Genomic DNA, 23,909 nt, shown 5'->3' on the forward strand with positions numbered 1-23,909 from the left:
GAAAAATTTATGCCATCGGTTTCTATTTGTATAGTTACGTAATGCAAGAAAAGACAAAAAAACCGCTCATTATGAGCGGTTTTTGGTCTATTCAAGAAAGGGTTAGGCTTCTTGCTTTTTTAGCTCAGCTTCTGCCGTTTCTTCTTCAATTAGCGCATCAACGATAACTGCACATGCAGCATCACCTGTGATGTTCAGTGCTGTACGAATCATATCGAAAATACGGTCAAGAGCGAATAGCAGCGGTAGACCTTCAATTGGAATGCCAGCGGCAAGAAGCACGGCAACCACTAGGAAAGAAGGGCCAGGAACACCCGCTTGACCAACCGCACCCAATGTAGACGTTACGATAATTGCAATGTAAGCGCCCATGCCTAGATCGATATTGAACAGTTGAGCAAAGAAGATAGCAACCAAGCCATAGTAAATCGCATTACCTGACATGTTGATCGTTGCGCCTAGAGGCAGAACAAATGATGCAGTTGAATTTTTTACGCCCAGCTCTTTTTCACAGGTGTCCATTGTGACAGGCAGTGTTGCCATAGAAGACGCTGTTGAAAGCGCAACTGCTTGCGGTTTCTTCATTGAAGACAGGAATTTCTTCGCAGATGTCTTCGTGAAAACATGCACCATTGCTGGGTAAACAACGAAACCGAAGATTAGGATGGCGGCAACGTAAACAACGAACAGTTTAAACACCACCATTAGCGCACCAAAACCAAACGTACCGACGGCTTCTGCCATCAGACCAAATACACCGATAGGTGCAATGATCATTACTTTGTTGATCATCCAAACCATTGCGTCAACGATGCAGTTAACACCATTGATGATTGGTTCACGACGCTCTTTTGCTTGCTTAGAAATCGCAATACCAAAGAACATACAGAAAACGAGGATCTGTAGGATGTTTGCTTCATTTAGTGATTGGAAAACGTTGGTTGGGATCATACCAGTGATGGTTGCCCAGAAAGTAGGTAGTTCACCTTTTGAAGCGTATTCTGCTGAGAACATGCCTTCAACGCCAGAGACGTCGATACCCATGCCTGGTTGGAATACTTCACCCATAAATAGTGCAAGCGCAACGGCTAGGGCGGATGTTAAACCAAAATAACCTAGAGTGACGATGCCAACTTTACCTGCTGACTGGCTGTTCCCAAGACCAGCGGCGCCAGAAATCAAGGCTACAGCGACCAAAGGAATAACCAACATTTTGATTAAGTTGATAAAGATAGCACCTAAAGGAGCGAACACTGTCGCATCATGACCCATCATGGCACCAACGGCTGTGCCCACGATCATGGCGATTACGACTTGTACGCCAATGTTGTTTAGCAAACTCTTTTCTTTTAACACTTCCATAACCTCTGTGCTAATAAAATGTAAAATCCTAAAATTACCCACTAACCATAAATGGATTTACGGATAATTATCTCGCCTTGCTTTTTACACTTATCGTTTACAATTGGCAATATGCAGCAAGGTATTATTGATGGGTTAATCGATATTTTATTGACGAACGATAAAGTTTTGTTCAATAGCAAACGTTTGCTATTGATTTTTCTTATAAGGGTTACGCTTGGGATTGTTCAAGTTTATTTTTCTTTATTTGTTTTCTTTTTGTTAATTTTAACCGCTTTTGTATTTGCTATTGCAGTCAGAGTTTTTAGTGACTTGGGGTGATATTTATAACAATTCATCTCTTTCAAGCTCACACTTTTATTAATTTGCCTTCTGAAATGTTAATTGCTTTACATTCTTAGTCCTGATTGCGTTGTAAACATAATGTTAAATGGTAATGACTGGTGAGAATCAAATGCTGACGATCCAGTGTTAAGGATAACTTGCTTAGTTAATGCTCCTGAGCTGATTAGACGAGAAAGACAAGTAAGAGGTGAAGAGACTATGATGAATCTTGCTGCTGCGTTACAAAGAAATGCTGCGAGTAAACCAGATAAAACGGCGTTGATATGTGGCACTGAAAAGATAAATTATGCGCAGTTTGATGCGATCGCCGGCAAGATCGCAGCGTCTTTAATCAATAAAGGCGTAAAGCCAGGTGACCGCGTTGCGATTTCATGCCCAAACATTCCTTTTTTCGCGTTTGTTTATTATGCAATACAAAAAGCTGGCGCGGTTGCAGTCCCATTAAATGTGCTTTTGAAAGCGCGAGAAATTAAGTATCACTTAGAAGATTCAAAAGCGAAGTTTTATTTCTGCTTTGAAGGGACGAAAGAACTGCCAATGGCAAAAGAGGGTGTCAAAGCCTTTGAACAAGTCGATACATGCGAAGGCATAGTCGTATTGACTCAATCTCAAGATGAAAGCTATTGGAATGGTGTAATAACTCTCAATGCGTTTATAGCCGATGTCCAACCGTTGCCGGATTATATACCGCGTAATGCGGATGATACATGTGTGATTTTGTATACATCAGGGACGACAGGCTTACCAAAAGGCGCTGAACTGACTCAGCAGAACATCATAATGAACGCTCTGGTGGCACAAAACATTATGGGCAGCCAGGCCGATGATATTCACTTAGTAACTTTGCCTTTATTTCATACATTTGGTCAAACCGTCCACTTAAATGCTAGTGTTTTGGGCGGGGCAACATTGGTGTTAGTGCCTAGGTTTGAGCCTAAACATGTTCTTGAGCTGGTGGAAAAACATAGGGTGACGATATTTGCTGGTGTGCCAACGATGTACATCGGTCTGCTTCATGTGCAGCATCAATTTGATACCTCGTCATTGCGTGTTGCAGTAAGCGGTGGTGCGCCATTACCAACCGAAATCTTTCGAACCTTTGAAGAAACATTTAATGTGCCGATCTTAGAAGGGTACGGCTTGTCGGAGACAAGTCCTATTGCATGTTTTAATCATTTGGATCAGGAGCGTATACCAGGCTCGGTAGGTCAACCGGTTCAAGGCGTCGAAGTAAGAGTTATCGACATTGAAGGCAATGCACTACCGATAGGCGAAGAAGGTGAGATTGTTGTGCGTGGTCATAATGTTATGAAGGGATATCTTGACCGTCCAGAAGTTACTGAATCTGCGCTACAAAATGGTTGGTTCCATACTGGTGATGTGGGCCGCTTTGACAGTTCAGGTAATTTATTTATTGTCGATAGAATGAAAGATCTGATCATTCGAGGTGGATTTAATGTTTATCCCAGAGAAATTGAAGAAGTTTTCATGACTCATCCTGCAGTTTCAATGGTAGCGGTGATAGGGATTCCAAATGAAGAGTATGGCGAAGAGATAAAAGCCTACGTTGTACTTAAACCAAAAGAATATATTGACGCCGATTCATTACAAAAGTGGGGTAAAGAGCAATTAGCCTCGTTTAAATATCCTCGTTATGTCGAAATTCGTGAACACCTCCCGATGAGTGCGACAGGAAAGATTTTGAAACGTGAGTTGAAATCTGAATTGAATATAGCTTAGTCAATTCAATGGTTTTTGTGTCACAGCGCCACTTGCCTAAGCGCAAATGGTGTTGTGCTCTTAACCAATTAGATGCATAAGCTTTTTAGCTGTCGTTAGACAATACTTACCGTTTGTTGAATGGATCTATTGCTCGAGTTCTTTAAAGTATTCTTCTAAGCGTTTCGGATTGGTAATGGTTACTGAGCCATAGTTTAGCTCTAGCATCCCGATACTTTCTAATCGTTTTAGTATCTTGTGTACGCTCTGACGAGTTAGCCCCATCATGTTAGCGATATGTTCTCTTGTTACCCTGACAACGCATGGTCGAGTATCGATCGCTTGATTAAGTTGGTATTCTGCAAGCAGCAGTAACCTTTTGGCGACTCGTTCTTCAATTCCTCTAATCGCGTCATCTTCGATAACAGAAATAGCAGACCACAAGCGGCGGCTAAGTAAGTCGAGTATAGTGGGGTAACTTTGAGGGTATTTGGCGAGTAATTGGCGAAATTTATCTCCAGGAAGCTCCATTACAGTCACGTCAGAATGCGCGGTCGCACCAAAAATACGAGGCATACCGGGAGAAAAAACATTGTCTCCAAACCAGCCACCAGCTTCGAAAATCATCAGTGTGACTTCTTTGCCTTTTGAACTAATTGAGTTCACTCTCACTGCACCTTGAGCTATGACCATAAGAGAAGATTGAAGCGCACCTTTATTGCAAATCAGTGCTTTTTCGTCGAAGCAGCGAACCTTAGTCATTTGCGCTGCTTCACTAAGCCCTTTATCTGGCAGCCCTGATAGTACAGGACATTTGGCTAGCAGTGTTTTGACTTCTTCCATGTAGCAACCTTACTGCACATTGCTTTATTGAGTTAGTTAAGTTACCCAAGCTTAACACTCTTTGAGTGCTCTGCTTGAGATAGATTTGGAAAGTGCGGGCGTTGAACAAAAAATGACGTGGTATAAACACGATAGTAAGAAAACGCCCACTAAACATAATGTTAAGCGGACGTTGTTGTGTCATATCAAACTGAAATTATTTTTGAGTGGCAGCTTTCATTGCAGAAACGAATTCACTTAGCTTGTCGAGCATAATTTGTGGCTGCTCAACGTTCGCTTCAATGATTTTTACCACGGCTGAACCAGAAATTGCACCAGCGGCACCAGATTCTAGTGCTTGTTTCACCTGTGCAGGCTCAGAGATGCCAAAACCAAGTAGCGCTGGTGGTGCATCAAATTGGTTCAGTCTATCGAGCATATGACCTACAGGCATGTTTGCTTTGGTTTCTGCGCCAGTAACACCTGCACGAGAGAGTAGGTAAGTGTAGCCGCCACCTAACTCTGATACTTGCTTCAGTGTTTCATCACTTGCCGTTGGTGGTGCGATGAAGATTGGGTGAATACCAAACTTTTCTGCAGCAGCAACAAATTCGGCACTTTCATTAGTTGGTACATCTGCAATCAAAACAGAATCGATGCCTGCTTTTGCACAACGCTCATAGAAGTTCTCGATACCACGAGAGTAAACAAGGTTCGCGTACATCAGAAGACCAATAGGTAACTCTGGGTATTTAGCTCGGATCTTACCAATTTGCTCAAAGCAGATATCTGGTGTTGCACCTGAGTCTAACGCGCGAATGTTAGCGCCTTGGATGGTTGGGCCATCGGCTAGCGGATCTGAGAATGGAATACCAAGTTCAAGGGCATCTGCGCCAGACTCAACCAGTGTTTCCATGATTTTGTAAGACTGCTCTGCGTTTGGATCGCAAACCGTTACGAACGGTACAAATGCGCCTTGGTTCGTTTCGTTTAGGCGCGCAAACATCTTCTCATAACGGCTCATTAGATCGCTCCTTTTTCTTCTAGGATGGCATGTACAGTGAAGATGTCTTTATCACCACGACCAGATAGGTTAACAACCAGCAATTGCTCTTTTTTTGGATTCTCACGTGCCATACGTAGTGCGTGTGCCACGGCGTGAGAAGATTCAAGTGCAGGGATGATGCCTTCATGACGTGCAATCTCTTGGAATGCTTCTAGCGCTTCATCGTCTGTCACGTTGTCGTATTCAGCACGGCCAATTGCGTTTAGGTGTGCGTGTTGTGGACCAACTGAAGGGAAATCAAGGCCAGCAGATACCGAGTAAGATTCTTCAACTTGACCGTTAGGATCTTGCATCAATGGCGCTTTCATACCGAAGAAGATGCCTGTTTTACCATGCTTAAGTGGTGCACCGTGCTGGTCAGTATCGATACCTTTACCTGCTGGCTCAACACCAATTAGGCGAACACTTTCTTCTTCGATGAAGTCAGCAAACATACCAATCGCGTTTGAACCACCGCCCACACATGCGATAACCGCATCAGGAAGACGACCTTCACGTGCCAAAATCTGATTCTTCGTTTCTTCACCGATCATGCGTTGGAAGTCACGCACGATCGTTGGGAATGGGTGAGGACCTGCCGCTGTACCTAGTAGGTAGTGCGCGTCTTCGTAAGTTGCAGACCAGTCGCGCAGCGCTTCGTTACATGCATCTTTAAGTGTCGCTGAACCCGAGTGGACAGGAATAACTTCTGCGCCCATTAGCTTCATACGGAATACGTTCGGGCTTTGACGCTCAACGTCTTTTGCACCCATGTAAACGCGACACTTAAGGCCAAGTAGTGCACACGCTAGTGCGGTTGCAACACCGTGTTGGCCTGCGCCTGTTTCTGCGATGATTTCGTTTTTACCCATGCGTTTCGCAAGCAGAGCTTGACCTAACACTTGGTTGGTCTTGTGCGCGCCACCGTGAAGTAGGTCTTCACGTTTTAGGTACAGTTTGGTTTTCGTACCTTTGGTTAGGTTACGAGTTAGAGTCAAAGCAGTTGGACGGCCCGCATACTCTTGAAGAAGCGTCATGAACTCACTGCGGAATTCTGGATCTTCTTGCGCGTCGATAAACGCTTGCTCTAGTTGCTCCAGTGCTGGAACTAGAATTTGCGGAACGTACTGACCGCCGTATTCGCCAAAGTAGGCATTCAGTTTTGCCATCGTTATATTCCTTCTCGTATTTTTCGCTACGAATAGCTTTAAATTTTTTAGCTGATATCCAGCTTTAGTAGTTGCGAATAGCGGTGAATGCCGCGAGCAACTTCTGTGAATCTTTTTTGCCTGGTGCGCTTTCTACACCAGAGTTTAAATCTAATCCCAAGCAACCTAATGTCGCTGCTTGTTGAGCATTTTCTGGCGACAGTCCGCCCGCTAGCATAATTTGACTTGGGTCGCCGATCAGTGACCAGTCGAACACTTGACCAGTTCCGCCAGTTTGAGTGCCAACTTGCGCATCTAATAAATGGCGGTCAATGTTTTCTGCAAGTAGTTCTGGCTTGGCATCAGTCACGCCGTAAGCTTTCCAAATTTCTACCGCTGCTGGCAGTTTGGCTTTGAGTTGGTTTACGTAAGCTTGGTCTTCTTGACCGTGCAGTTGCACCGCTTTTAAACCCAAAGAGGTCACGACAGAAGCAACAAAATCGATATCGTGATTTTGGAAAACGCCTACGTAGTTCAGTGGAGCACCGCTCATGGTTAAGCGAGCACCTTCAAGGTCAACCGCACGCTTCGACTTCTCGACAAAAATCAGGCCACCAAATACCGCGCCGGCTTGATATGCTTTTGCTGCGTCATCTTGATGCGTTAAGCCACACACTTTGTTTTCGCCTAAGGTCACTTTACGTACAGCAAGTTCTAAGTTGTCTTCCGCCATCAGTGAACTACCAATCAAGAAGCCGTCTGCGTATTCCGCTAAATCACGAACTTGTTGATGTGTATAAATGCCAGATTCTGAGATTACTGTTGCGTTAGGAGCCAGTTCGCGAATGGTCGGTGCCAGTTCTTTAGTACGATTCAAATCAGTACTTAGGTCGCGAAGGTTACGGTTATTAATGCCGATAACGCGTGCGCCAAGCTTAACTGCACGATGAAGCTCTTCTTCGTTGCTGACTTCGGTCAAGATACCCATGTTCAGGCTGTGTGCTGCTTCCTCTAGCGCTTTGTACTCTTCGTCATTCAGGACAGAAAGCATCAGTAGCACGGCATCAGCACTGTAATGACGTGCTAGGTAAACTTGGTAGGTATCTACCATGAAGTCTTTGCACAGAACCGGTTGTTTGACTTGACCGCGCACTTGAGGAAGAAAGTCAAAGTTACCTTGGAAGTACTTCTCGTCTGTTAGGACTGAAATCGCATCTGCGTGGTTGTTGTAAACCGATGCGATGTAATCCAAGTCGAAATGATCACGAATCAAACCTTTAGAAGGAGATGCCTTCTTACATTCGGTGATGAATGCCGTCTTTTCGCCACTCAGAGCATCGTAGAAGCTGCGGTCCGATGGCAGCAAATCAGACTGAAATGTGCTTAGCGGTTGAGACACCTTACGGTCTGCTACCCACTGATATTTGTCGCGGACAATTTTCGCCAGTACTTCTGCCATTTCTGCTTCTTTCTTTGAAACGTGTTCAGACAGGTTGTCAGCTTGCTGAGTGTTGAAGTCAGTCATCTTCTTCAATTCCTTAAGCGTGTGCGGCAAGTTGTTGTACCAATTGGTACGCCTTGCCTGAATTCATTGCTTCAATCGCTTGTTGCGTGTTGGCTTTTAAATCTTCGTGGCCGAATAGGCGCATTAGCAGAGCAACGTTCACCGCCACTGCGCCCAATTGCGCGTCTGTACCTTTACCCGTCAGAATGTTGGTAATGATCGCTTTGTTTTCTTCAGGATCGCCACCTTTGATCGCTTCTAGCGGGTGCGCTTCTAGACCGAAGTCTGCAGGCGTTAGTTTGTATTCTGTGATCTTACCGTCTTTGATCTCGGCAACGGTTGTTTCACCGTGAATTGCTACTTCGTCCAAGCCACTGCCGTGTACTACAGCGGCGCGCTTCATACCCATTTGTAGCATGGTTTCTGCGATAGGACGAACCAGTTCTTCACTGTAAACGCCCATCAATTCGATGTTAGGACGAGCAGGGTTAATCAGTGGGCCAAGAATGTTAAAGATAGTGCGTGTTTTCATGGTTTGACGCACTGGCATCGCATGTCGCACACCACCGTGGTACTGAGGTGCAAATAGGAAAGCAACACCGATCTCGTCTACCGCTTTGCGCGTATCTTCTGCGCTCATAGCTAGGTTGATACCAAATGAATCAAGAAGGTCAGAAGAACCAGACTTGCTGGAAACGCTGCGGTTACCGTGTTTCGCTACTTTTAGACCACATGCTGCAGCAACAAACGCCGCAGTGGTTGAAATGTTGATGGTGTTGTGACCGTCGCCGCCAGTACCTACGATATCTGCGAAATCGTAATCTGGGCGAGGGAATGGGTTTGCGTTTGCCAGTAGTGCTTTTGCCGCGCCTGCAATTTCATCTGGTGTTTCGCCTTTGATTTTTAGTGCAGTCAGTGCTGATGCCATCAAAATTGGGTTTAGTTCACCACGGATAATGATGTCGAATAGCTGTTGGCTCTCTTCCTGAGTAAGCGATTCTTGCTCGTACAGTTTGGTAATAATAGGGTTGATGATTGCTTCCATATTTCCTCTCCTAAATTTCTTATGTGCCAAGTGCTTTTTAAGCAGTGAGTGGGTTCGCTGAAGTTTGTTCTTCAAGTGCCCATTCGATGGCATTGGCCAACAGTGTTGCTCCGTAGGTCGTCATAATAGATTCCGGGTGGAACTGGAACCCGCAAACTTTATCTTCTTCATGTACAACAGACATTACCAAGTTATCCACTTCTGCTGTGATGGTTAGGCTCTCAGGAACCTTGGTCGCAACCAGCGAGTGGTAACGTGCAATTGCAAGTGGTGATGGTAGGTTTTGGTAAATCGCATGGTTTTGGTGCTCCATCATAGAGACCTTACCGTGAATGATTTCGCCCGCGCCAGCAACAGTACCGCCGTACGCCTCAACAATCGCTTGGTGACCAAGACAAATGCCGATCATCGGCACTTTGCCTTTCATACGTTGGATAAGCTCTGGCATTGAGCCTGCCTCTGAAGGTGCACCAGGACCTGGTGATAGCAGAACCACTGGGTTTTCAAGCTCATTTACCGCTTGTTCAATGGTTTGTGCTGGTATGTTGTTTCGGTAAATCTTGACTGAGTGACCTAGCGAGCGGAATTGATCCACAAGGTTGTAGGTGAACGAGTCAAAGTTGTCGATAAAAATGATATTAGCCATCTCTGAACCCTATTCCTTATTGTGACTTATGCGCTGCTTGGATAGCAGAGATTACCGCTTGTGCTTTGCCGCGCGTTTCGTCTGCTTCCGCTTGTGGATCAGAGTCGAACACCACGCCTGCACCAGCTTGAACTTGAGCAATGCCGTTCTCAACGTACGCTGAGCGGATTACGATACAAGTATCTAATGTACCTTCGCCAGTAAGGTAACCCACAGCACCGCCGTAGCTACCGCGTCGTGCGCCTTCTACATCGCGAATCAACTGCATGGCACGAATCTTAGGTGCGCCGGTGAGCGTACCCATGTTCATACAAGCTTGGTATGCGTGCAGCGCGTCTAGGTCTTCACGTAGTTGACCAACCACACGAGAGACCAAGTGCATTACGTGGCTGTAGCGGTCGACTTTTAGAAGGTCTGCTACGTGGCGAGTGCCAGCTTGAGCAATACGAGCGACGTCGTTACGTGCTAAGTCAACCAACATCATGTGCTCTGCGTTTTCTTTCATGTCGGTACGCAGTTCAAGTTCGATGCGGCTATCTAGGTCGAAATCAATCTCGCCGTTAGGGCGCTTACCGCGGCGACGAGTGCCTGCGATTGGGTAGATTTCAATTTGGTTAGTGTCGGTTTCGTACTTAAGCGCGCTTTCTGGTGATGCGCCAAACAGAGTGAACAGCTCATCTTGCATGTAGAACATGTAAGGGCTTGGGTTACTTTGTTTCAGTTCTTTGTAAGCCGCGAGTGGAGAAGGGCAAGGTAGAGTGAATCGGCGAGATGGTACAACTTGGAATACATCGCCTTTCACTACGAACTCTTTTAAGTCGCGAACAGTTTGGCAAAAGTCTGCATCAGATACGCTAGGTTCTACCGTTACGTCAGCGATTTGTTTTGCGCTTGGCAGTAGTTTTGGCGCTGCACACTGAGCGCTGATTTCTGCAATACGAGTTTCTAACGCTGATTTCTCTGAACCATCAACAAACAACGTCGCTTGAAGCTGGCAAGATTCCGTTTGATGGTCGACAACAAGCAATGTCTCCGCGACGTAGAAAACGTAATCTGGACACTGATTTGTTGCTTCTGCATTACCAAGCGGCTCGAAGTTTGCGACTAAGTCGTAGGCAAACAGACCACCAAGGAAAATTGCGTGTTTGTCTTGCTGTGAAATATCAAAACTATGTTGAACCAAACGTAGCGCATCGAAAGAAGAGGCTTCACGTAGGCGAGAATCTTCATCTAACGTGTCACATGGTTGGTCAAATTCTAAAGTTAGCGTTTCGCCATCGAACTTACTCTCAACGTCACCACGGATGTTCTGGTTTAGGTGAGACAGTAGGTTTTTACCGTTGTTGGTCAAGGCGTGCATGCTAACGGTATGGCCGAAGCAAACAATGCGAACCGCTGAATCTACGATCAGCAGGGATTTTAAATTTTGCTTTGAATCGATCTCAGCAGATTCCAGCAATAGGCTGTCAGTTTTGTTCTCACATAGTGTGTGGAACAAGCGAGTCGGGTCTTGAGTATAAGGGACGGAAGCCGTTAGCGCTTCAAGCTGTCCAAGTTTCTTAATTTCAATGGCCTTGTTCACAAGACCTCCTTGTAGCTGTTTAAATCTTCCTGCCGTACATAGTCGCATAAAGCAAACGTTCTCCCAATCTAGAGTTGGCTATATTCGATTAATGTTTAGGCAGTTGAATGTGAAATGAGCAACAAAACAAAAAAGCCCGCTTAAGTAGCGGGCTTTACAACGTTTGGTTCTATAAACTAGAAGTATACGTTTGCCCACCAAGAACTAGTCCAAGTGCGCCACCAAGCAAGATCTGATGAGTTTGCCTTATTAAGACAAACCGCAACTTTCGCTTTTTGGTTTTGGTTAAATTCTTGTAACATGGTGAACCTTAAATTACGTACTTTGTATTTGTGTACTAGTTAACTAGTGCGAGAGTAAAAAGTCAACCCCAAAACGGCATTAAAACGATAAAAATATGAGAATTGATTTACATAGTCACACCACTGCATCGGACGGTCGGTTAGAACCTAAAGATTTAGTGGAAAGGGCGCTGAGTTTTGATATCGAGGTTTTGGCGATCACTGATCATGATACGGTTGACGGTTTGGCGTTAGCTAAGCAATACGTTCAAGATAATAATTTGCCGATAAAAATCATCAATGGCATTGAGATATCGACCGTCTGGCAAAACAAAGATATTCATATTGTCGGCCTGAATATCGATCCGGAAAATGAACAATTATCTGCCCTCATAGAACAACAGAAGCAGCATCGCATAACACGATCTGAGTTAATTGCAGAGCGACTACAAAAAGCAACTCGAGTAGGTGTGCTTGAAGAGGTAAGGCAAATCGCCGGTGATGCTCCAGTGACAAGAGCGCATTTCGCGAAATGGTTGGTAGATAATGGTTACGCAAAAACCATGCAAATGGTGTTTAAAAAATACCTAACGCGTAATAACCCAGGTTATGTACCACCGAATTGGTGTTCGATGAAGGATGCGGTTGATGCTATCCATGCGGCTGGTGGAATGGCGGTATTAGCGCATCCTGGTAGATATAAGTTGACAGCGAAGTGGATTAAGCGTCTTCTAGCAGCGTTTGTCGAAGCGGGTGGTGATGCGATGGAAGTTGCACAGCCACAGCAAGCGCAACAAGAAAGGCGCAACTTGGCTGATTATGCTATACAATACAAACTATTAGCCTCTCAAGGCAGTGATTTTCACTACCCATCACCGTGGATGGAGCTAGGAAGGAACCTATGGTTGCCTGCTGGCGTCGAACCAGTTTGGAAAGATTGGGGAATAGATCCTTCGTTGAATAATACTCAGTAATACGAAGTCGAGAACCCATAAAAATATAGAGCCGAGAGGCTCGATAATGAGGAATTACAATGAGCCAGTTTTTTTACGTTCACCCAGAAAACCCACAGGCTCGCTTGATTAATCAAGCAGTAGCAATCATTCGTAACGGCGGCGTTGTGGTTTACCCTACTGATTCAGGGTACGCACTTGGCTGTCAGTTGGAGAACAAACAGGCACTGGAACGAATCTGTCAGATTCGTCGTCTGGATGATAAGCATAACTTTACTTTACTGTGTCGTGATTTGTCGGAGCTTTCTCTCTATGCGCGAGTGGATAACTCTGCATTCCGACTGCTGAAAAATAACACACCAGGTCCTTACACCTTCATCTTCAAAGGCACAAAAGAGGTGCCGCGTCGTTTGATGAATGCAAAACGTAAGACCATCGGTATCCGTGTTCCAGACAATCAAATTGCCTTGGACTTGTTGGAAGCATTAGGTGAGCCGATGATGTCTACGTCGTTGATTCTACCTGGCAGTGACGTAACAGAATCTGATCCAGAGGATATTCGCGATAAACTAGAACATGCGGTTGATGTGATTCTTAATGGCGGTTACCTAGGTGAACAACCTACGACTGTAATTGACTTTAGCGAAGGTGAACCTGTTGTGGTTCGTTTGGGATCTGGTGACCCTGCACCATTCGAATAGTAGACGCACACCACCGTCAAACAAAATAGGAGGCATCGCGCCTCCTATTTTTGTTATCATATCGAATATCTCATTGAACTTAACTGATTGAGGTTAAGCGAAATCGAAAATGTCGATACCATTTTGTTCTGCATAGTTGATGTATGCAGAGCTCACACCGTTTAGTGTCACTTCAACATTGTATTCATCACTTGAGAATACTGCCCAGCCACATTCATTGTAAGATAAAGTCAGATCATCCGCTGAATCCAAGAACGTATCTCGAATGCCATCGTTATCAGTGTCTCGGCCCATATCAAAGACAAGTTTGTCATGGAAAATATTAAAATCGACAATGTCGGCTTTAACATCAATATCGTTGGAAGATACTGGCTGATCAGGTACACCAATAGCCAGGCGGTTTGTAAGCACGAAGGTGTCGTCTCCACAGCCACCGCTCAGTACTGATTCACCATCACCAACAACGAGCGTGTCGTTACCCCAGCCACCACTCAAGTAGTTGTTGCCTGAATAATCAAAAATTGTGTCGTCGCCACAGCCACCAAAGAGTTTGTCGTTTCCTAATCCGCCGGATAGGAAATCGTTTCCAAAGCCGCCAGAAACAAAGTCGTTACCTCGGCCACCAAGCAAGGTATCATCTCCCCAGCCACCGAAGACAATATCATTACCTCCGTATCCTACAAACTTATCATCACCACAGAAGCCGAAGAAAATATCGGTTGTTTCAGAGCCTTTTGTGCCTGTCATATCGTCATCTTGAGATGTCCCAAAAATCCAATTTAGGTCGAGATTTAGCATAGACATTGTTCTATTCCTTTTTGTCTGATTTATGCCAATCGCCGAGAGTGCAGAGCGAACCTAGTGAGTCAGAGTACACGATAGCATTAGTGTTATTTTTGATGTGAACTAATGACTTAAAGACAATTTTTGTCTTGTTACCCACGACCTTGTTTTGCTATGAGCGCTCATTGTCTGCGGTGATTGGTATTACTTAGCAGCAAACAGGGACGGCTTATTCTTCGTTGCTTTCTAGCAATACGAACAGTAAACACACCCCAAGTGGTTATTGTTGTAACCCTGACAATTTTATCAGGTACCGCGTGGTTAAAGTGGTTCAGGAAGACCGATATTAGTGGGATTCTCGTTGAGCAATGCCTGCTTTAAGTAGTAAAAAAGTTGCAGAATAGGACAAATATTTCGGTCATTTTTGAAGTGAATTTTGGCGTGGAGAATGGCGCCGATTTAGCTTACATTAACTAAGAAAGTTACGTATAATGTCCGACCGAAAAATCCCACTGAAATGGGTAAATAGCAAAATGCAGACCAATCCTGGTCTAGACGTCTGTGAAGACGACACATAGGTAGATAAATGAGCGAAAAGTTACAAAAAGTATTAGCACGTGCTGGTCACGGTTCTCGTCGTGAGATTGAATCGTTAATTAAATCTGGTCGCGTTAGCGTGAACGGTGTAGTCGCTAAGCTTGGTGAAAGACTTGAAGACGAGAGCAGCGTAGTTCGTATCGATGGTCACATTGTCTCTGCAAAGATTCAAGAAGAAGTGATTTGTCGTGTACTTGCGTACTACAAACCTGAGGGTGAACTGTGTACTCGTCACGATCCAGAAGGTCGTCGTACTGTTTTTGATCGTCTGCCAAAAATTCGTGGCTCTCGTTGGATTTCAGTTGGTCGTCTGGATGCGAACACTTCTGGTCTTCTACTTTTCACAACGGATGGTGAACTGGCGAACCGCTTAATGCACCCAAGCCGCCAAGTTGAACGTGAATACCTAGTACGTGTGTTCGGTGAAGTAACTGAACAGAAAGTTCGTAATCTAGTAAAAGGTGTTGAACTGGAAGACGGTTTAGCTCGCTTTGAAGATGTTGTTTACGCGGGTGGTGAAGGCATGAACCACACGTTTTACGTTGTTATCAACGAAGGTCGTAACCGCGAAGTTCGTCGACTATGGGAATCGCAAGAGTGTACCGTTAGCCGTCTGAAACGTGTTCGTTACGGCGACATCTTCTTAGACAAGAAACTGCCTCGTGGCGGTTGGATGGAGCTTGACCTGAAAGAAGTAAACTACTTGCGTGAGCTTGTAGAGCTTCGTCCAGAGAAAGAAACCATGCTTGATCTGAACAAAGACAATACGTCACGCAAACGAGAGCGTGCACGCAGCCAAAAAATTCGTCGCGCAGTTAAGCGCCATGAAGAGCGTGTTAACACGCCAAAAGGTCGCAGCAACAACCCTTCTCGTCGTAAGCCGAAGAAGACTGCTGGTGACCAAGGCGCACGCAACAAGCATCGTTAATCGATAGCAAAACATCAGAAAGGCTTGCCAATTCGGCAAGCCTTTTTCTTATCTGTTACATAACAAAAGGATCTAAAGCCTATATAGAGCAGGGTGCTTTGTATAAACATATATCTCAGCTAGACGAAAACAACAGATAAAAAAAATACCAGCACTAGGCTGGTATCTTTGTTCATGATGAAGAAACGTTAATCGCGTTTCCAAAGCATATGGCAGAACTTATGTTCAGGGTCTCGGCTGATTAGCATACGAGCAAATACGTCATCAAGAACGTCATTTTCCTCATTTACTAGGCCGATACGAACCTCTGCATATACTTCTTTGTCGATCTCGAAGCCAACATGTTCAACCCAGTCATCACCGGTTTCAACAAGTTCTGCGGCACCACGATCTTCAAATTGCGCAGTAAACAGAATCACGTCAGCTGGCTCTAGGTTATCTGGAGCCATCTCAAGGAAAATGTCGTACGCTGCGTCGATGACGTCGTCGTAAGAAATCAAATCAGACATGCTTATGCTCGGCTCATGTATTTACGTTCAGCTGTGTTAATGATAACACGGTCACCAGTTGCAATGTACTCAGGAACCTGGATGACAAGACCTGAAGCGAAGCGTGCTGGTTTAGTACGAGCAGATGCAGAAGCACCTTTGATTGAAGGGTCAGTTTCTTCAATCACTAGCTCAACAGAAGATGGTAGTTCAATACCCACTGCAGCACCGTTAACAAGGATAATGTGGATACCTTGTGTATCTTCGTTGATGAACAGCATGTCGTCTTCAACTTCATTGTGCTTGAATGTGTATTGTGAGTAGTCTTCGTTATCCATGAAGATGTGCTCATCGCCGTCAGCGTATGAGTACACAACTGCACGTTTGTTCATTTCTACCGTTTCAACAACGTCATCAGACTTGTAACGCTCATCTACACGTGCGCCCGTGTTTAGATCTGTACAACGCATTTTGTAGATTTTAGCGCCGCCACGACCGCCAGGAGTCGTTACTTCGATGTCTTTAACTAGAAGAGTTTTACCATTAGACTCGATTGCGAAGCCTTTTTTGATTTCACTTGCCTTTGGCATTGTATATTCCTATTCATACTTATTAAGCAAAACTCGGTGATTATAGCGCTAAGTTAGCCGCCTAGCATTAAAATTCATTGCAGAAATTTGTTGTTACTCCCATGACTAAACACCTGAATGGACTTGATTCGGTGAGTTGGCTAAGAGAACATATAGCCCAACTTCTTGAACCATCTGAGAACACGTTTTAAGTCATGTCTCTGCCTGTTATCGATCCTAAACAACCATTTCAACCAGAGTTTGCGCCTTTAATTAGGGAAGTCACCGCTTGTCTCAAAGGTGGACTGGGGCAAAACTTACACAGCGTTTATGTATACGGTAGTGTTGCTCGCAAAACAGCGATCGTTGAGAGGTCGAACTTAGACCTGGTTGTCGTTACTCAATCATCCTTTGAGCACAATCGCGCGACTTTGCTCAACACAATTAAGTGGCGTGCGCAGCAGAGTTACCCTCACGTTAATGGTGTATCGGTCCGTACAGCCTTAGTGAGCGAAGTGGCTAATTTAGATAGTATTTTTACTTGGGGCTTTATGCTTAAGCATTGCTGTGTCTGTGTTTATGGTGATGATCTAGCAGACTGCTTCGGTGATTACGTCCCAAGTTGGGAAATTGCTAAGCACTGGAATATGGATGTGGAAGATTGGATTACGGTGTATCGCAAAAAAATCGTACAAGCGAAGACGATAGAAGAGCAGGTGGCCGCCCAGCGAGTGATTGCTAAAAAGTTACTAAGAGCGTCATACTCTTTGGTGATGTATCGAGATAAACGTTGGTTTGATGACCCTATACAATGTGGCAAGGTATTCTTAACTTATCATCCTGAAAAGCAGCTTGAGATCGAGCGGCTAGAAATTTTACTTTCTGGCCGGGGTATTCCCAAGCGTTCTGTTATCGGGCTAATTGATGCGTTTGGTGATTGGTTAGTCAAACAGTACCAGAAAACAGAGTTTCGTATCGGCTAAAACAACCCCATTTGTGGCGCTGAAAGCCTGTCAAAGTCCGTCCCAATGAAAGGGAGAATCGCATCCGCAACGGGTTTGAGTTGTTTATCAATGTAATGTTGATAATCAATAGGGCTATTGAGGTACTCATAAGGTTCAGGACCGCTCACGGTAATAATGTATTCAATTCGCCCTTTGTTTTGATACTGTAATGGGCGGCCAAGCTTGGCATTTATCTCATCCGCTAAACGAGCTGCACGCACTTGTGGCGGGACGTTCTTCTGATACTCATGCAGTTTTCTGCGCAGTCGCTTTTGATACACCAACTGTTCATCAAATTCACCGTTGTTAGTTTTCTCAACCATCTCTCGGACATAGTCGCTTGGATCTTCACCATGGAAAATCATGCTATAGAGTGTATTTTGAAATTTCTGTGCTAACGAGGTCCAGTCAGTACGGGCACTTTCTAACCCTTTAAATACAATCCGTTCTTGCTCTCCTTCACCGATTAAACCCGCATAGCGCTTTTTCGAGCCAGTTTCTGCGCCACGAATCGTTGGCATAAGGAATCTGCGATAATGGGTTTCATACTCGATTTCCAACATAGATGTTAGGTTGTACTCAGAACGCAGGTGTTCTTGCCACCAAGAGTTGATGTAATCAACTAATTGATTTCCAACAGCGTCAGCTTCTACTTGACTGTATGGTCGATTCAACGACACGAATGTGGAATCCGTATCGCCGTAAATCACTTGATATCCTTGCTCTTCAATCAGCACCTTAGTTTGCTTCATGATTTCATGTCCGCGCATGGTAATACTAGAAGCTAACCGAGTATCAAAGAAACGACATCCCGATGAGCCCAGTACGCCATAAAAGGAGTTCATGATGATTTTGATTGCCTGAGAAAAAGCTTTTTCATTGTTCTTCTTTGCAACATCACGTGCTGCCCAAAGCTTTTCAATCATTTCTGGTAAAAAGTGTTTCGTACGATGGAACTGCCCACCGCGAAAGCCAGGTACAGCCTGATTTTCTTCTTTTCCAATATCGAGCAATAACCCCTCAACTAAACCCATAGGATCAATCAAGAAAGAGCGAATAATCGATGGATATAGACTCTTAAAATCCAATACTAAAACAGAATCATATAGGTTAGGGATGGAGTCCATCACGTAACCGCCTGGGCTCGCAATCCAACTTTCAGGGTGTAGGTTTGGGGCAACGTAGCCTGCTCGGTGTATCTGAGGCATGTATAGGTTTGTGAATGCTGCAACCGAACCGCCGACACGATCCAGTTCGACACCAGTGAGACGAGAGCGCTCTATTGCAAAGTCAAGCAGGTGAGTGTGATTGAAAATCTTATTCACTAACACGCAGTCTTGTAAATTATATTTAGCCAGCGATGGTTTGTCGGAGCGGTACATACGATTGATCTCATCCATGCGGTCATGAACGTTGTGGATTTCTTTCCCTTCCCCTAAGAGTTCTTGAGATACAGACTCTAATGACCAAGACCGAAAGTGATAAGTCGCCGTTTTTAACGTATCGATACCGTCCATTACAACTCGCCCTGGAATGGAAATAAACCCTTGTTGGCTTTGAGATGAACTTCTGAAAAAGCTGGCTTGGTCTGCTCTACCAAGCATTAGCTTCATGTTGTGCCATTCTGCTCGTTTGTGTAGCAGACGAAAGTCAAAATCAATGACATTCCAACCGACAATGACATCGGGGTCGAATTTTTTAAACCAATCGATGAGTGCTTCTAGAAGCGCCTTTTCATCCTGGACCCATTGTATCGGTGTCTCCGAAGGTTCTGGTTCTCCGATCATGATAACGCGGGAATCCATGACGCTGTCTAATCCGATTGAGTAAAGAATGCCTTTCTCAGAGCATTCTAGATCTAACGAGACAACGTTTAACTTCGGCTCATATTGCCCCGCACGGCATTTTGCGCTCTGGACGCGTTGGTAGCCATTGGTGCGAGTCACATTGCCTGTAAACTCGATACTGCCTTTGATAAAACGCTCCATTAGGTAGCGATCGGCGAGGCGAATATCACTTTCATACGTAGTGATATCTTTTTGAGCGAATGTGTCTTTGAGTGCGAGAGCGTCTCTGGTTACATTGGTATAGCAGGCAGCAAGAGGCGTATGTTCAAACGTTTTGAGATCCAAAAGGCGGATGTCGACGAATATGTTTTTTTCTCGTGCGAGTGTCTTTGCTTGCTCTGAGTGTTTCTGAGCGATGAAAAATACTGGCTTCTCACCATTAATAAGTAACTGAGTAGGACCTGCTTCTGTCGAAAGCCACAGCTCGATTTGAGTTTGACCTTTGATGTCTCGTGCCTGTCGAGTTAGCAGGAAGCCTTGTTGAATATTCAAATGTGAGAAACCTTAGAAAACTTGAAGAACGTTAGTTTAACACTAAGAACTGTGAAAATAACCAGTAAAGAAAGCGTCTCAAATTTTTGCTGGAATTAGTGATTACAAGTTAGTCTTTGGTGCAAGAGGGACAGTGTCATTTTAAGTTATAGCGTGTTTCTCTGGGCAATATGAAACCTAGTTACTTGATTTATTGTACTTAATGTTGTTAATTGTCTTTTCTTAGATTTCGGTTCTGCTCATCACGCTCTAAAATAATAGAGTGGTTTATGAATAAGTTCTTGCTAAAGTTTGCGTTTCAGCACATATTCATAGAAAGCAATTTTTTGTCGATTACGTTAGTATATAGGCAGTCATACTGATATCCACATTTAACAAATAATGGTTATGTGGGTGCAGAACCAATACAAAGTGTGGAGATACAAGTTTGATAAATGTTTTCCTTGTAGATGATCACGAGCTGGTTCGCACAGGGATACGACGTATTATTGAAGACGTCCGTGGAATGAACGTAGCAGGAGAAGCTGACAGCGGTGAAGATGCAGTAAAATGGTGTCGCAGTAATCATGCTGACGTCGTTTTAATGGACATGAACATGCCAGGAATTGGCGGCTTGGAAGCCACTAAAAAAATTCTTCGCGTGAATCCTGATGTGAAAATCATCGTACTTACCGTTCATACAGAAAACCCGTTTCCAACCAAGGTGATGCAGGCAGGTGCGTCTGGTTATTTAACCAAAGGTGCTGGCCCTGACGAAATGGTGAATGCGATTCGTGTAGTTAATAGTGGGCAGCGTTACATCTCGCCAGAGATTGCGCAGCAGATGGCATTGAGTCAATTTTCTCCAGCCTCTGAGAACCCTTTTAAAGACTTATCCGAGCGTGAATTGCAGATCATGCTTATGATCACCAAAGGCCAAAAGGTAACGGATATTTCTGAGCAACTTAATTTAAGTCCAAAGACAGTCAACAGCTATCGCTACCGACTCTTTAGTAAATTGGACATTAATGGTGACGTTGAGTTAACTCACTTAGCGATTCGCCACGGAATGCTGGACACCGAGACCCTTTAGCGTGAATCCTCCCTTCGATTCGGCTTCCTTTCTCAAAACAGTAACTCATCAGCCCGGCGTTTACAGAATGTACAACGCCGAAGCTGTTGTAATCTACGTAGGTAAAGCCAAAGACCTTAAAAAGCGCCTTTCAAGCTACTTTCGGAAAAAAGTAGACAGTGAGAAAACTCGCGCGCTTGTCAGTAATATCGCCAAAATAGACGTCACGGTGACTCACACTGAGACAGAAGCGCTGATCTTAGAGCATAACTACATCAAGCAGTATTTGCCGAAATACAATGTGTTGCTGCGAGATGATAAGTCTTACCCTTATATCTTTATTAGCGGTCATAAGCACCCACGGCTTTCTATCCACCGTGGCGCCAAGAAGCGCAAAGGTGAATATTTTGGCCCCTACCCAGATTCTGGTGCAGTAAGAGAAACATTGCATTTGCTGCAAAAGATATTTCCTGTGCGCCAGTGTGAAGACACTGTCTATTCCAACCGAACGCGCCCATGTTTGATGTACCAAATTGGTCGTTGTGCAGGACCATGCGTTAATACCATCATTTCTGATGAAGAATATGCAGAGTTGGTTGGCTTTGTGCGCATGTTTTTGCAAGGCAAAGATCAGCAAGTACTCAAACAACTGATCGAGAAAATGGAAGTTGCCAGTCAGCAATTGCGCTTTGAAGATGCCGCTAAATTTCGCGATCAAATCCAAGCGATTAGGCGTGTTCAAGAGCAGCAGTACGTCTCAGAAGACAGCATGGATGATATGGATGTACTCGGGTTTGCTCAGGAGAATGGTATCGCGTGTATCCATATCCTGATGATACGCCAAGGCAAAGTGCTTGGTAGCCGTAGCCATTTTCCGAAAATCCCACAAAATACAAGCCAGCAGGAAGTGTTCGATAGTTTTCTGACTCAATACTATTTGAGCCATAACGAAGCACGTACAATTCCTTCTCGTATTATTTTGAATCAAGAGTTGGCAGAAGATATTGCGCCAATACAGAAAGCGTTAAGTGAAGTGGCAGGCCGTAAGGTTCATTTTCATACGTCGCCAACTGGCTCTCGAGCAAGGTATCTCAAGCTTTCGAACACGAATGCACTAACGGCGATTACCACCAAAATCAATCACAAAATGACGATTAATCAACGTTTTCATGCGCTTCGCGAAACATTGAATTTGGAGTCTATAGCTCGAATGGAATGTTTTGATATCTCTCATACGATGGGGGAAAGCACGATTGCGTCATGTGTTGTGTTCAACAACGAAGGCCCCGTAAAGCAAGAGTATCGTCGCTACAACATTACTGGGATTACCGGTGGTGATGATTACGCAGCAATGGGACAAGCGTTGGAGCGCCGTTATTCGAAGCAATTGGACGTAGAGAAAATTCCCGACATCATCTTTATCGATGGCGGTAAAGGTCAGTTAAATCGTGCGCATGACATCATTTCGCAGTACTGGGGGGATTGGCCAAAGCGTCCTATCATGATTGGTATTGCAAAAGGCGTTACTCGCAAACCAGGTTTAGAAACGCTGATTACAGTCGATGGGGACGAGTTTCATTTACCAAGCGATGCTCCTGCGCTGCATCTTATTCAACATATTCGTGATGAAAGCCATAACCATGCTATAGCGGGGCACCGTGCTAAGCGAGGTAAAACCAGACGTACGAGTGCACTCGAAGGGATTGAGGGAATCGGCCCTAAACGACGTCAGGCGTTACTCAAGTACATGGGTGGGTTACAAGAACTTAAACGTGCAAGTGTCGAAGAAATCGCCAAAGTACCGGGAATAAGTCACTCTTTAGCAGAAATTATTTTCCAAGCATTGAAACAATAAGGAAAATCGCGCAACATTAAGCCGCAATGTGTAAGAGAATAATAAAATGCGTTTGAATATCCCGAACATTCTGTCTCTTCTTAGACTGTTCCTAATCCCTGTTTTTGTGGTTGTCTTTTATCTACCTTATTCATGGGCACCGTTTGCAGCAGCAATGGTGTTTTGGGTAGCGGGTTTTACCGACTGGCTTGACGGCATGTTGGCCCGTAAACTTGGCCAAACTTCTCGTTTTGGCGCGTTTATTGATCCTGTCGCTGATAAAGTGCTAGTGGCAACGGCATTGATTCTAATCACGGAACATTATCATTCAATTTGGGTGACCATTCCTGCGGTAACGATGATTGCGCGAGAAATCATTATCTCAGCATTGCGAGAATGGATGGCTGAAATCGGTAAGCGAGCGAGTGTTGCGGTATCTTGGGTTGGCAAAGTAAAAACTGTTTCGCAAATGTTCGCCTTATGGGTGTTGATATGGCGTTACGATGAATGGATGGTTTGGCTAGGCTTTGCGGCCTTGTATGTGGCAACTTTCTTGACATATTGGTCAATGATTCAATATTTGGCTGCTGCGAAAGACGATCTGTTGAATGAAGAGCACCATTAAATTCTGATGTTAGAAAGCAGGCTTAATAGCCTGCTTTTTTGTACTAAGACAATCTACAGCATTTTTTGGCTTCTCTCGCTTTTCAATGCTTGCTAACGGCCATGTTTGCAATTTGTATCTGGGGCTTTTGCTTCGATAGAGTTCTATTTGTGATCTAAGTCTTGTTTTTGTCCTTGGAGAGTCTTAGAGAGGCGAGTCTTCTGATTATTAATACTTCAATGCACGCAACGCACGGCCAGCAGTGTAAGGCGTAGCCAAAGTTTTATGATAAACAAGTGTATTTAAGCGATTTTTAGTATTAAAACTAAGCAATCCATCGTCTTTCGCACAAATTCTAGTCAAACGATTTAAAAAAATAAAAATAGTGTTGACTCGATCGCTCGAATCCGTAGAATGCATCCCGTACCCAAGAGAGCACGGCTCGAAAGGGTGGTGAAAAAGCTTATCTTTATTCACAAATGAGGCGCCTTGGCAGAGTGGCTATGCAGCGGATTGCAAATCCGTGGACCTCGGTTCGACTCCGGGAGGCGCCTCCATT

Annotated in this window: 21 protein-coding genes, 1 tRNA gene and 1 other annotated feature; of the genes, 9 read left to right on the plus strand and 13 right to left on the minus strand. The window is 44.5% G+C overall.

Annotated elements, in window-relative coordinates:
* Positions 1 to 102: 102 nt before the first annotated feature.
* Positions 103 to 1,362: a dicarboxylate/amino acid:cation symporter gene (locus tag R7E51_RS15300; RefSeq protein ID WP_005376774.1), complete on the minus strand. Its 1,260-nt coding sequence runs from the start codon at positions 1,360 to 1,362 to the stop codon at positions 103 to 105.
* Positions 1,363 to 1,905: 543 nt separating this feature from the next.
* Between R7E51_RS15300 and R7E51_RS15305 the strand changes: the two genes are divergently transcribed.
* A complete protein-coding gene (locus tag R7E51_RS15305) occupies positions 1,906 to 3,447 on the plus strand; it encodes a long-chain-fatty-acid--CoA ligase (RefSeq protein WP_054577046.1) in 1,542 nt (513 codons plus the stop codon).
* Between the two features lie 126 nt (positions 3,448 to 3,573).
* On the opposite strand, the gene R7E51_RS15310 is transcribed toward R7E51_RS15305, so the two are convergent.
* From R7E51_RS15310 to R7E51_RS15345, 8 genes are all read right to left on the minus strand, one after another.
* Positions 3,574 to 4,269: a Crp/Fnr family transcriptional regulator gene (locus tag R7E51_RS15310; RefSeq protein ID WP_005376777.1), complete on the minus strand. Its 696-nt coding sequence runs from the start codon at positions 4,267 to 4,269 to the stop codon at positions 3,574 to 3,576.
* A 196-nt stretch (positions 4,270 to 4,465) separates the two neighbouring features.
* Entirely contained in the window at positions 4,466 to 5,272 is an 807-nt protein-coding gene (trpA, locus tag R7E51_RS15315) for a tryptophan synthase subunit alpha (protein WP_085569785.1), read from the minus strand.
* Entirely contained in the window at positions 5,272 to 6,462 is a 1,191-nt protein-coding gene (gene trpB, locus R7E51_RS15320) for a tryptophan synthase subunit beta (RefSeq protein WP_009706919.1), read from the minus strand. Before trpB ends, trpA begins: the two co-directional genes overlap by 1 nt.
* Positions 6,463 to 6,526: 64 nt before the next feature.
* On the minus strand, positions 6,527 to 7,966 hold the full coding sequence (trpCF, locus tag R7E51_RS15325; RefSeq protein WP_206957902.1) for a bifunctional indole-3-glycerol-phosphate synthase TrpC/phosphoribosylanthranilate isomerase TrpF: 1,440 nt from the start codon (positions 7,964 to 7,966) through the stop codon (positions 6,527 to 6,529).
* A 13-nt stretch (positions 7,967 to 7,979) separates the two neighbouring features.
* The gene (trpD, locus tag R7E51_RS15330; RefSeq protein ID WP_206957900.1) at positions 7,980 to 8,990 is read right to left on the minus strand and encodes an anthranilate phosphoribosyltransferase; all 1,011 of its coding nucleotides are present in this window, start codon (positions 8,988 to 8,990) and stop codon (positions 7,980 to 7,982) included.
* 37 nt (positions 8,991 to 9,027) lie between these two features.
* On the minus strand, positions 9,028 to 9,636 hold the full coding sequence (locus tag R7E51_RS15335; RefSeq protein WP_206957898.1) for an aminodeoxychorismate/anthranilate synthase component II: 609 nt from the start codon (positions 9,634 to 9,636) through the stop codon (positions 9,028 to 9,030).
* A gap of 16 nt (positions 9,637 to 9,652) precedes the next feature.
* On the minus strand, positions 9,653 to 11,218 hold the full coding sequence (locus tag R7E51_RS15340; protein ID WP_206957896.1) for an anthranilate synthase component 1: 1,566 nt from the start codon (positions 11,216 to 11,218) through the stop codon (positions 9,653 to 9,655).
* A gap of 126 nt (positions 11,219 to 11,344) precedes the next feature.
* Positions 11,345 to 11,448 (minus strand) — a sequence feature (Trp leader region).
* Positions 11,395 to 11,520, minus strand: coding sequence for a trp operon leader peptide (locus tag R7E51_RS15345; RefSeq protein ID WP_005376787.1), 126 nt, complete (start codon positions 11,518 to 11,520; stop codon positions 11,395 to 11,397). (Overlaps the previous feature by 54 nt.)
* A gap of 95 nt (positions 11,521 to 11,615) precedes the next feature.
* Here R7E51_RS15345 and rnm point away from each other — a divergent pair, with 95 nt between their 5' ends.
* Positions 11,616 to 12,473, plus strand: a complete 858-nt coding sequence (rnm, locus tag R7E51_RS15350) for an RNase RNM (protein WP_005386777.1) — start codon at positions 11,616 to 11,618, stop codon at positions 12,471 to 12,473.
* Between the two features lie 59 nt (positions 12,474 to 12,532).
* A complete protein-coding gene (locus R7E51_RS15355; protein ID WP_005376791.1) occupies positions 12,533 to 13,153 on the plus strand; it encodes an L-threonylcarbamoyladenylate synthase in 621 nt (206 codons plus the stop codon).
* Positions 13,154 to 13,246: 93 nt separating this feature from the next.
* Here R7E51_RS15355 and R7E51_RS15360 read toward each other — a convergent pair whose 3' ends face one another.
* Positions 13,247 to 13,957, minus strand: coding sequence for a calcium-binding protein (locus tag R7E51_RS15360; protein ID WP_005376796.1), 711 nt, complete (start codon positions 13,955 to 13,957; stop codon positions 13,247 to 13,249).
* A 565-nt stretch (positions 13,958 to 14,522) separates the two neighbouring features.
* Between R7E51_RS15360 and rluB the strand changes: the two genes are divergently transcribed.
* Positions 14,523 to 15,461 carry a 23S rRNA pseudouridine(2605) synthase RluB gene (rluB, locus tag R7E51_RS15365; protein WP_005376798.1) on the plus strand — a complete coding sequence of 313 codons (939 nt, stop codon included), beginning with the start codon at positions 14,523 to 14,525 and terminating at the stop codon, positions 15,459 to 15,461.
* A gap of 188 nt (positions 15,462 to 15,649) precedes the next feature.
* Here the strand turns inward: rluB and R7E51_RS15370 are convergent, their stop codons facing one another.
* Positions 15,650 to 15,970, minus strand: coding sequence for an HI1450 family dsDNA-mimic protein (locus R7E51_RS15370; protein ID WP_005376800.1), 321 nt, complete (start codon positions 15,968 to 15,970; stop codon positions 15,650 to 15,652).
* Positions 15,971 to 15,972: 2 nt separating this feature from the next.
* Positions 15,973 to 16,539 carry an elongation factor P-like protein EfpL gene (efpL, locus tag R7E51_RS15375; RefSeq protein ID WP_005376801.1) on the minus strand — a complete coding sequence of 189 codons (567 nt, stop codon included), beginning with the start codon at positions 16,537 to 16,539 and terminating at the stop codon, positions 15,973 to 15,975.
* Positions 16,540 to 16,733: 194 nt separating this feature from the next.
* On the opposite strand from efpL, the gene R7E51_RS15380 reads away from it, so the two are divergent.
* A complete protein-coding gene (locus tag R7E51_RS15380) occupies positions 16,734 to 17,501 on the plus strand; it encodes a nucleotidyltransferase (RefSeq protein WP_025767268.1) in 768 nt (255 codons plus the stop codon).
* Here R7E51_RS15380 and R7E51_RS15385 read toward each other — a convergent pair.
* Entirely contained in the window at positions 17,498 to 19,861 is a 2,364-nt protein-coding gene (locus tag R7E51_RS15385) for a DNA polymerase II (protein ID WP_206957894.1), read from the minus strand. The two genes, R7E51_RS15380 and R7E51_RS15385, sit on opposite strands and share 4 nt — an antisense overlap.
* Positions 19,862 to 20,288: 427 nt before the next feature.
* Between R7E51_RS15385 and uvrY the strand changes: the two genes are divergently transcribed.
* From uvrY to R7E51_RS15405, 4 genes are all read left to right on the plus strand, one after another.
* Positions 20,289 to 20,933: a UvrY/SirA/GacA family response regulator transcription factor gene (uvrY, locus tag R7E51_RS15390; RefSeq protein WP_005386783.1), complete on the plus strand. Its 645-nt coding sequence runs from the start codon at positions 20,289 to 20,291 to the stop codon at positions 20,931 to 20,933.
* Between the two features lies 1 nt (position 20,934).
* Positions 20,935 to 22,767, plus strand: a complete 1,833-nt coding sequence (gene uvrC / locus R7E51_RS15395) for an excinuclease ABC subunit UvrC (protein ID WP_017820475.1) — start codon at positions 20,935 to 20,937, stop codon at positions 22,765 to 22,767.
* Between the two features lie 46 nt (positions 22,768 to 22,813).
* Positions 22,814 to 23,371: a CDP-diacylglycerol--glycerol-3-phosphate 3-phosphatidyltransferase gene (gene pgsA / locus R7E51_RS15400; RefSeq protein ID WP_005394805.1), complete on the plus strand. Its 558-nt coding sequence runs from the start codon at positions 22,814 to 22,816 to the stop codon at positions 23,369 to 23,371.
* Positions 23,372 to 23,833: 462 nt separating this feature from the next.
* A tRNA-Cys gene (locus tag R7E51_RS15405) sits at positions 23,834 to 23,907 on the plus strand.
* Positions 23,908 to 23,909: the final 2 nt, after the last annotated feature.

This window comes from Vibrio sp. Vb1166 (assembly GCF_033338695.1).
In the GTDB taxonomy this organism is placed as follows: Bacteria; Pseudomonadota; Gammaproteobacteria; order Enterobacterales; family Vibrionaceae; genus Vibrio; species Vibrio alginolyticus.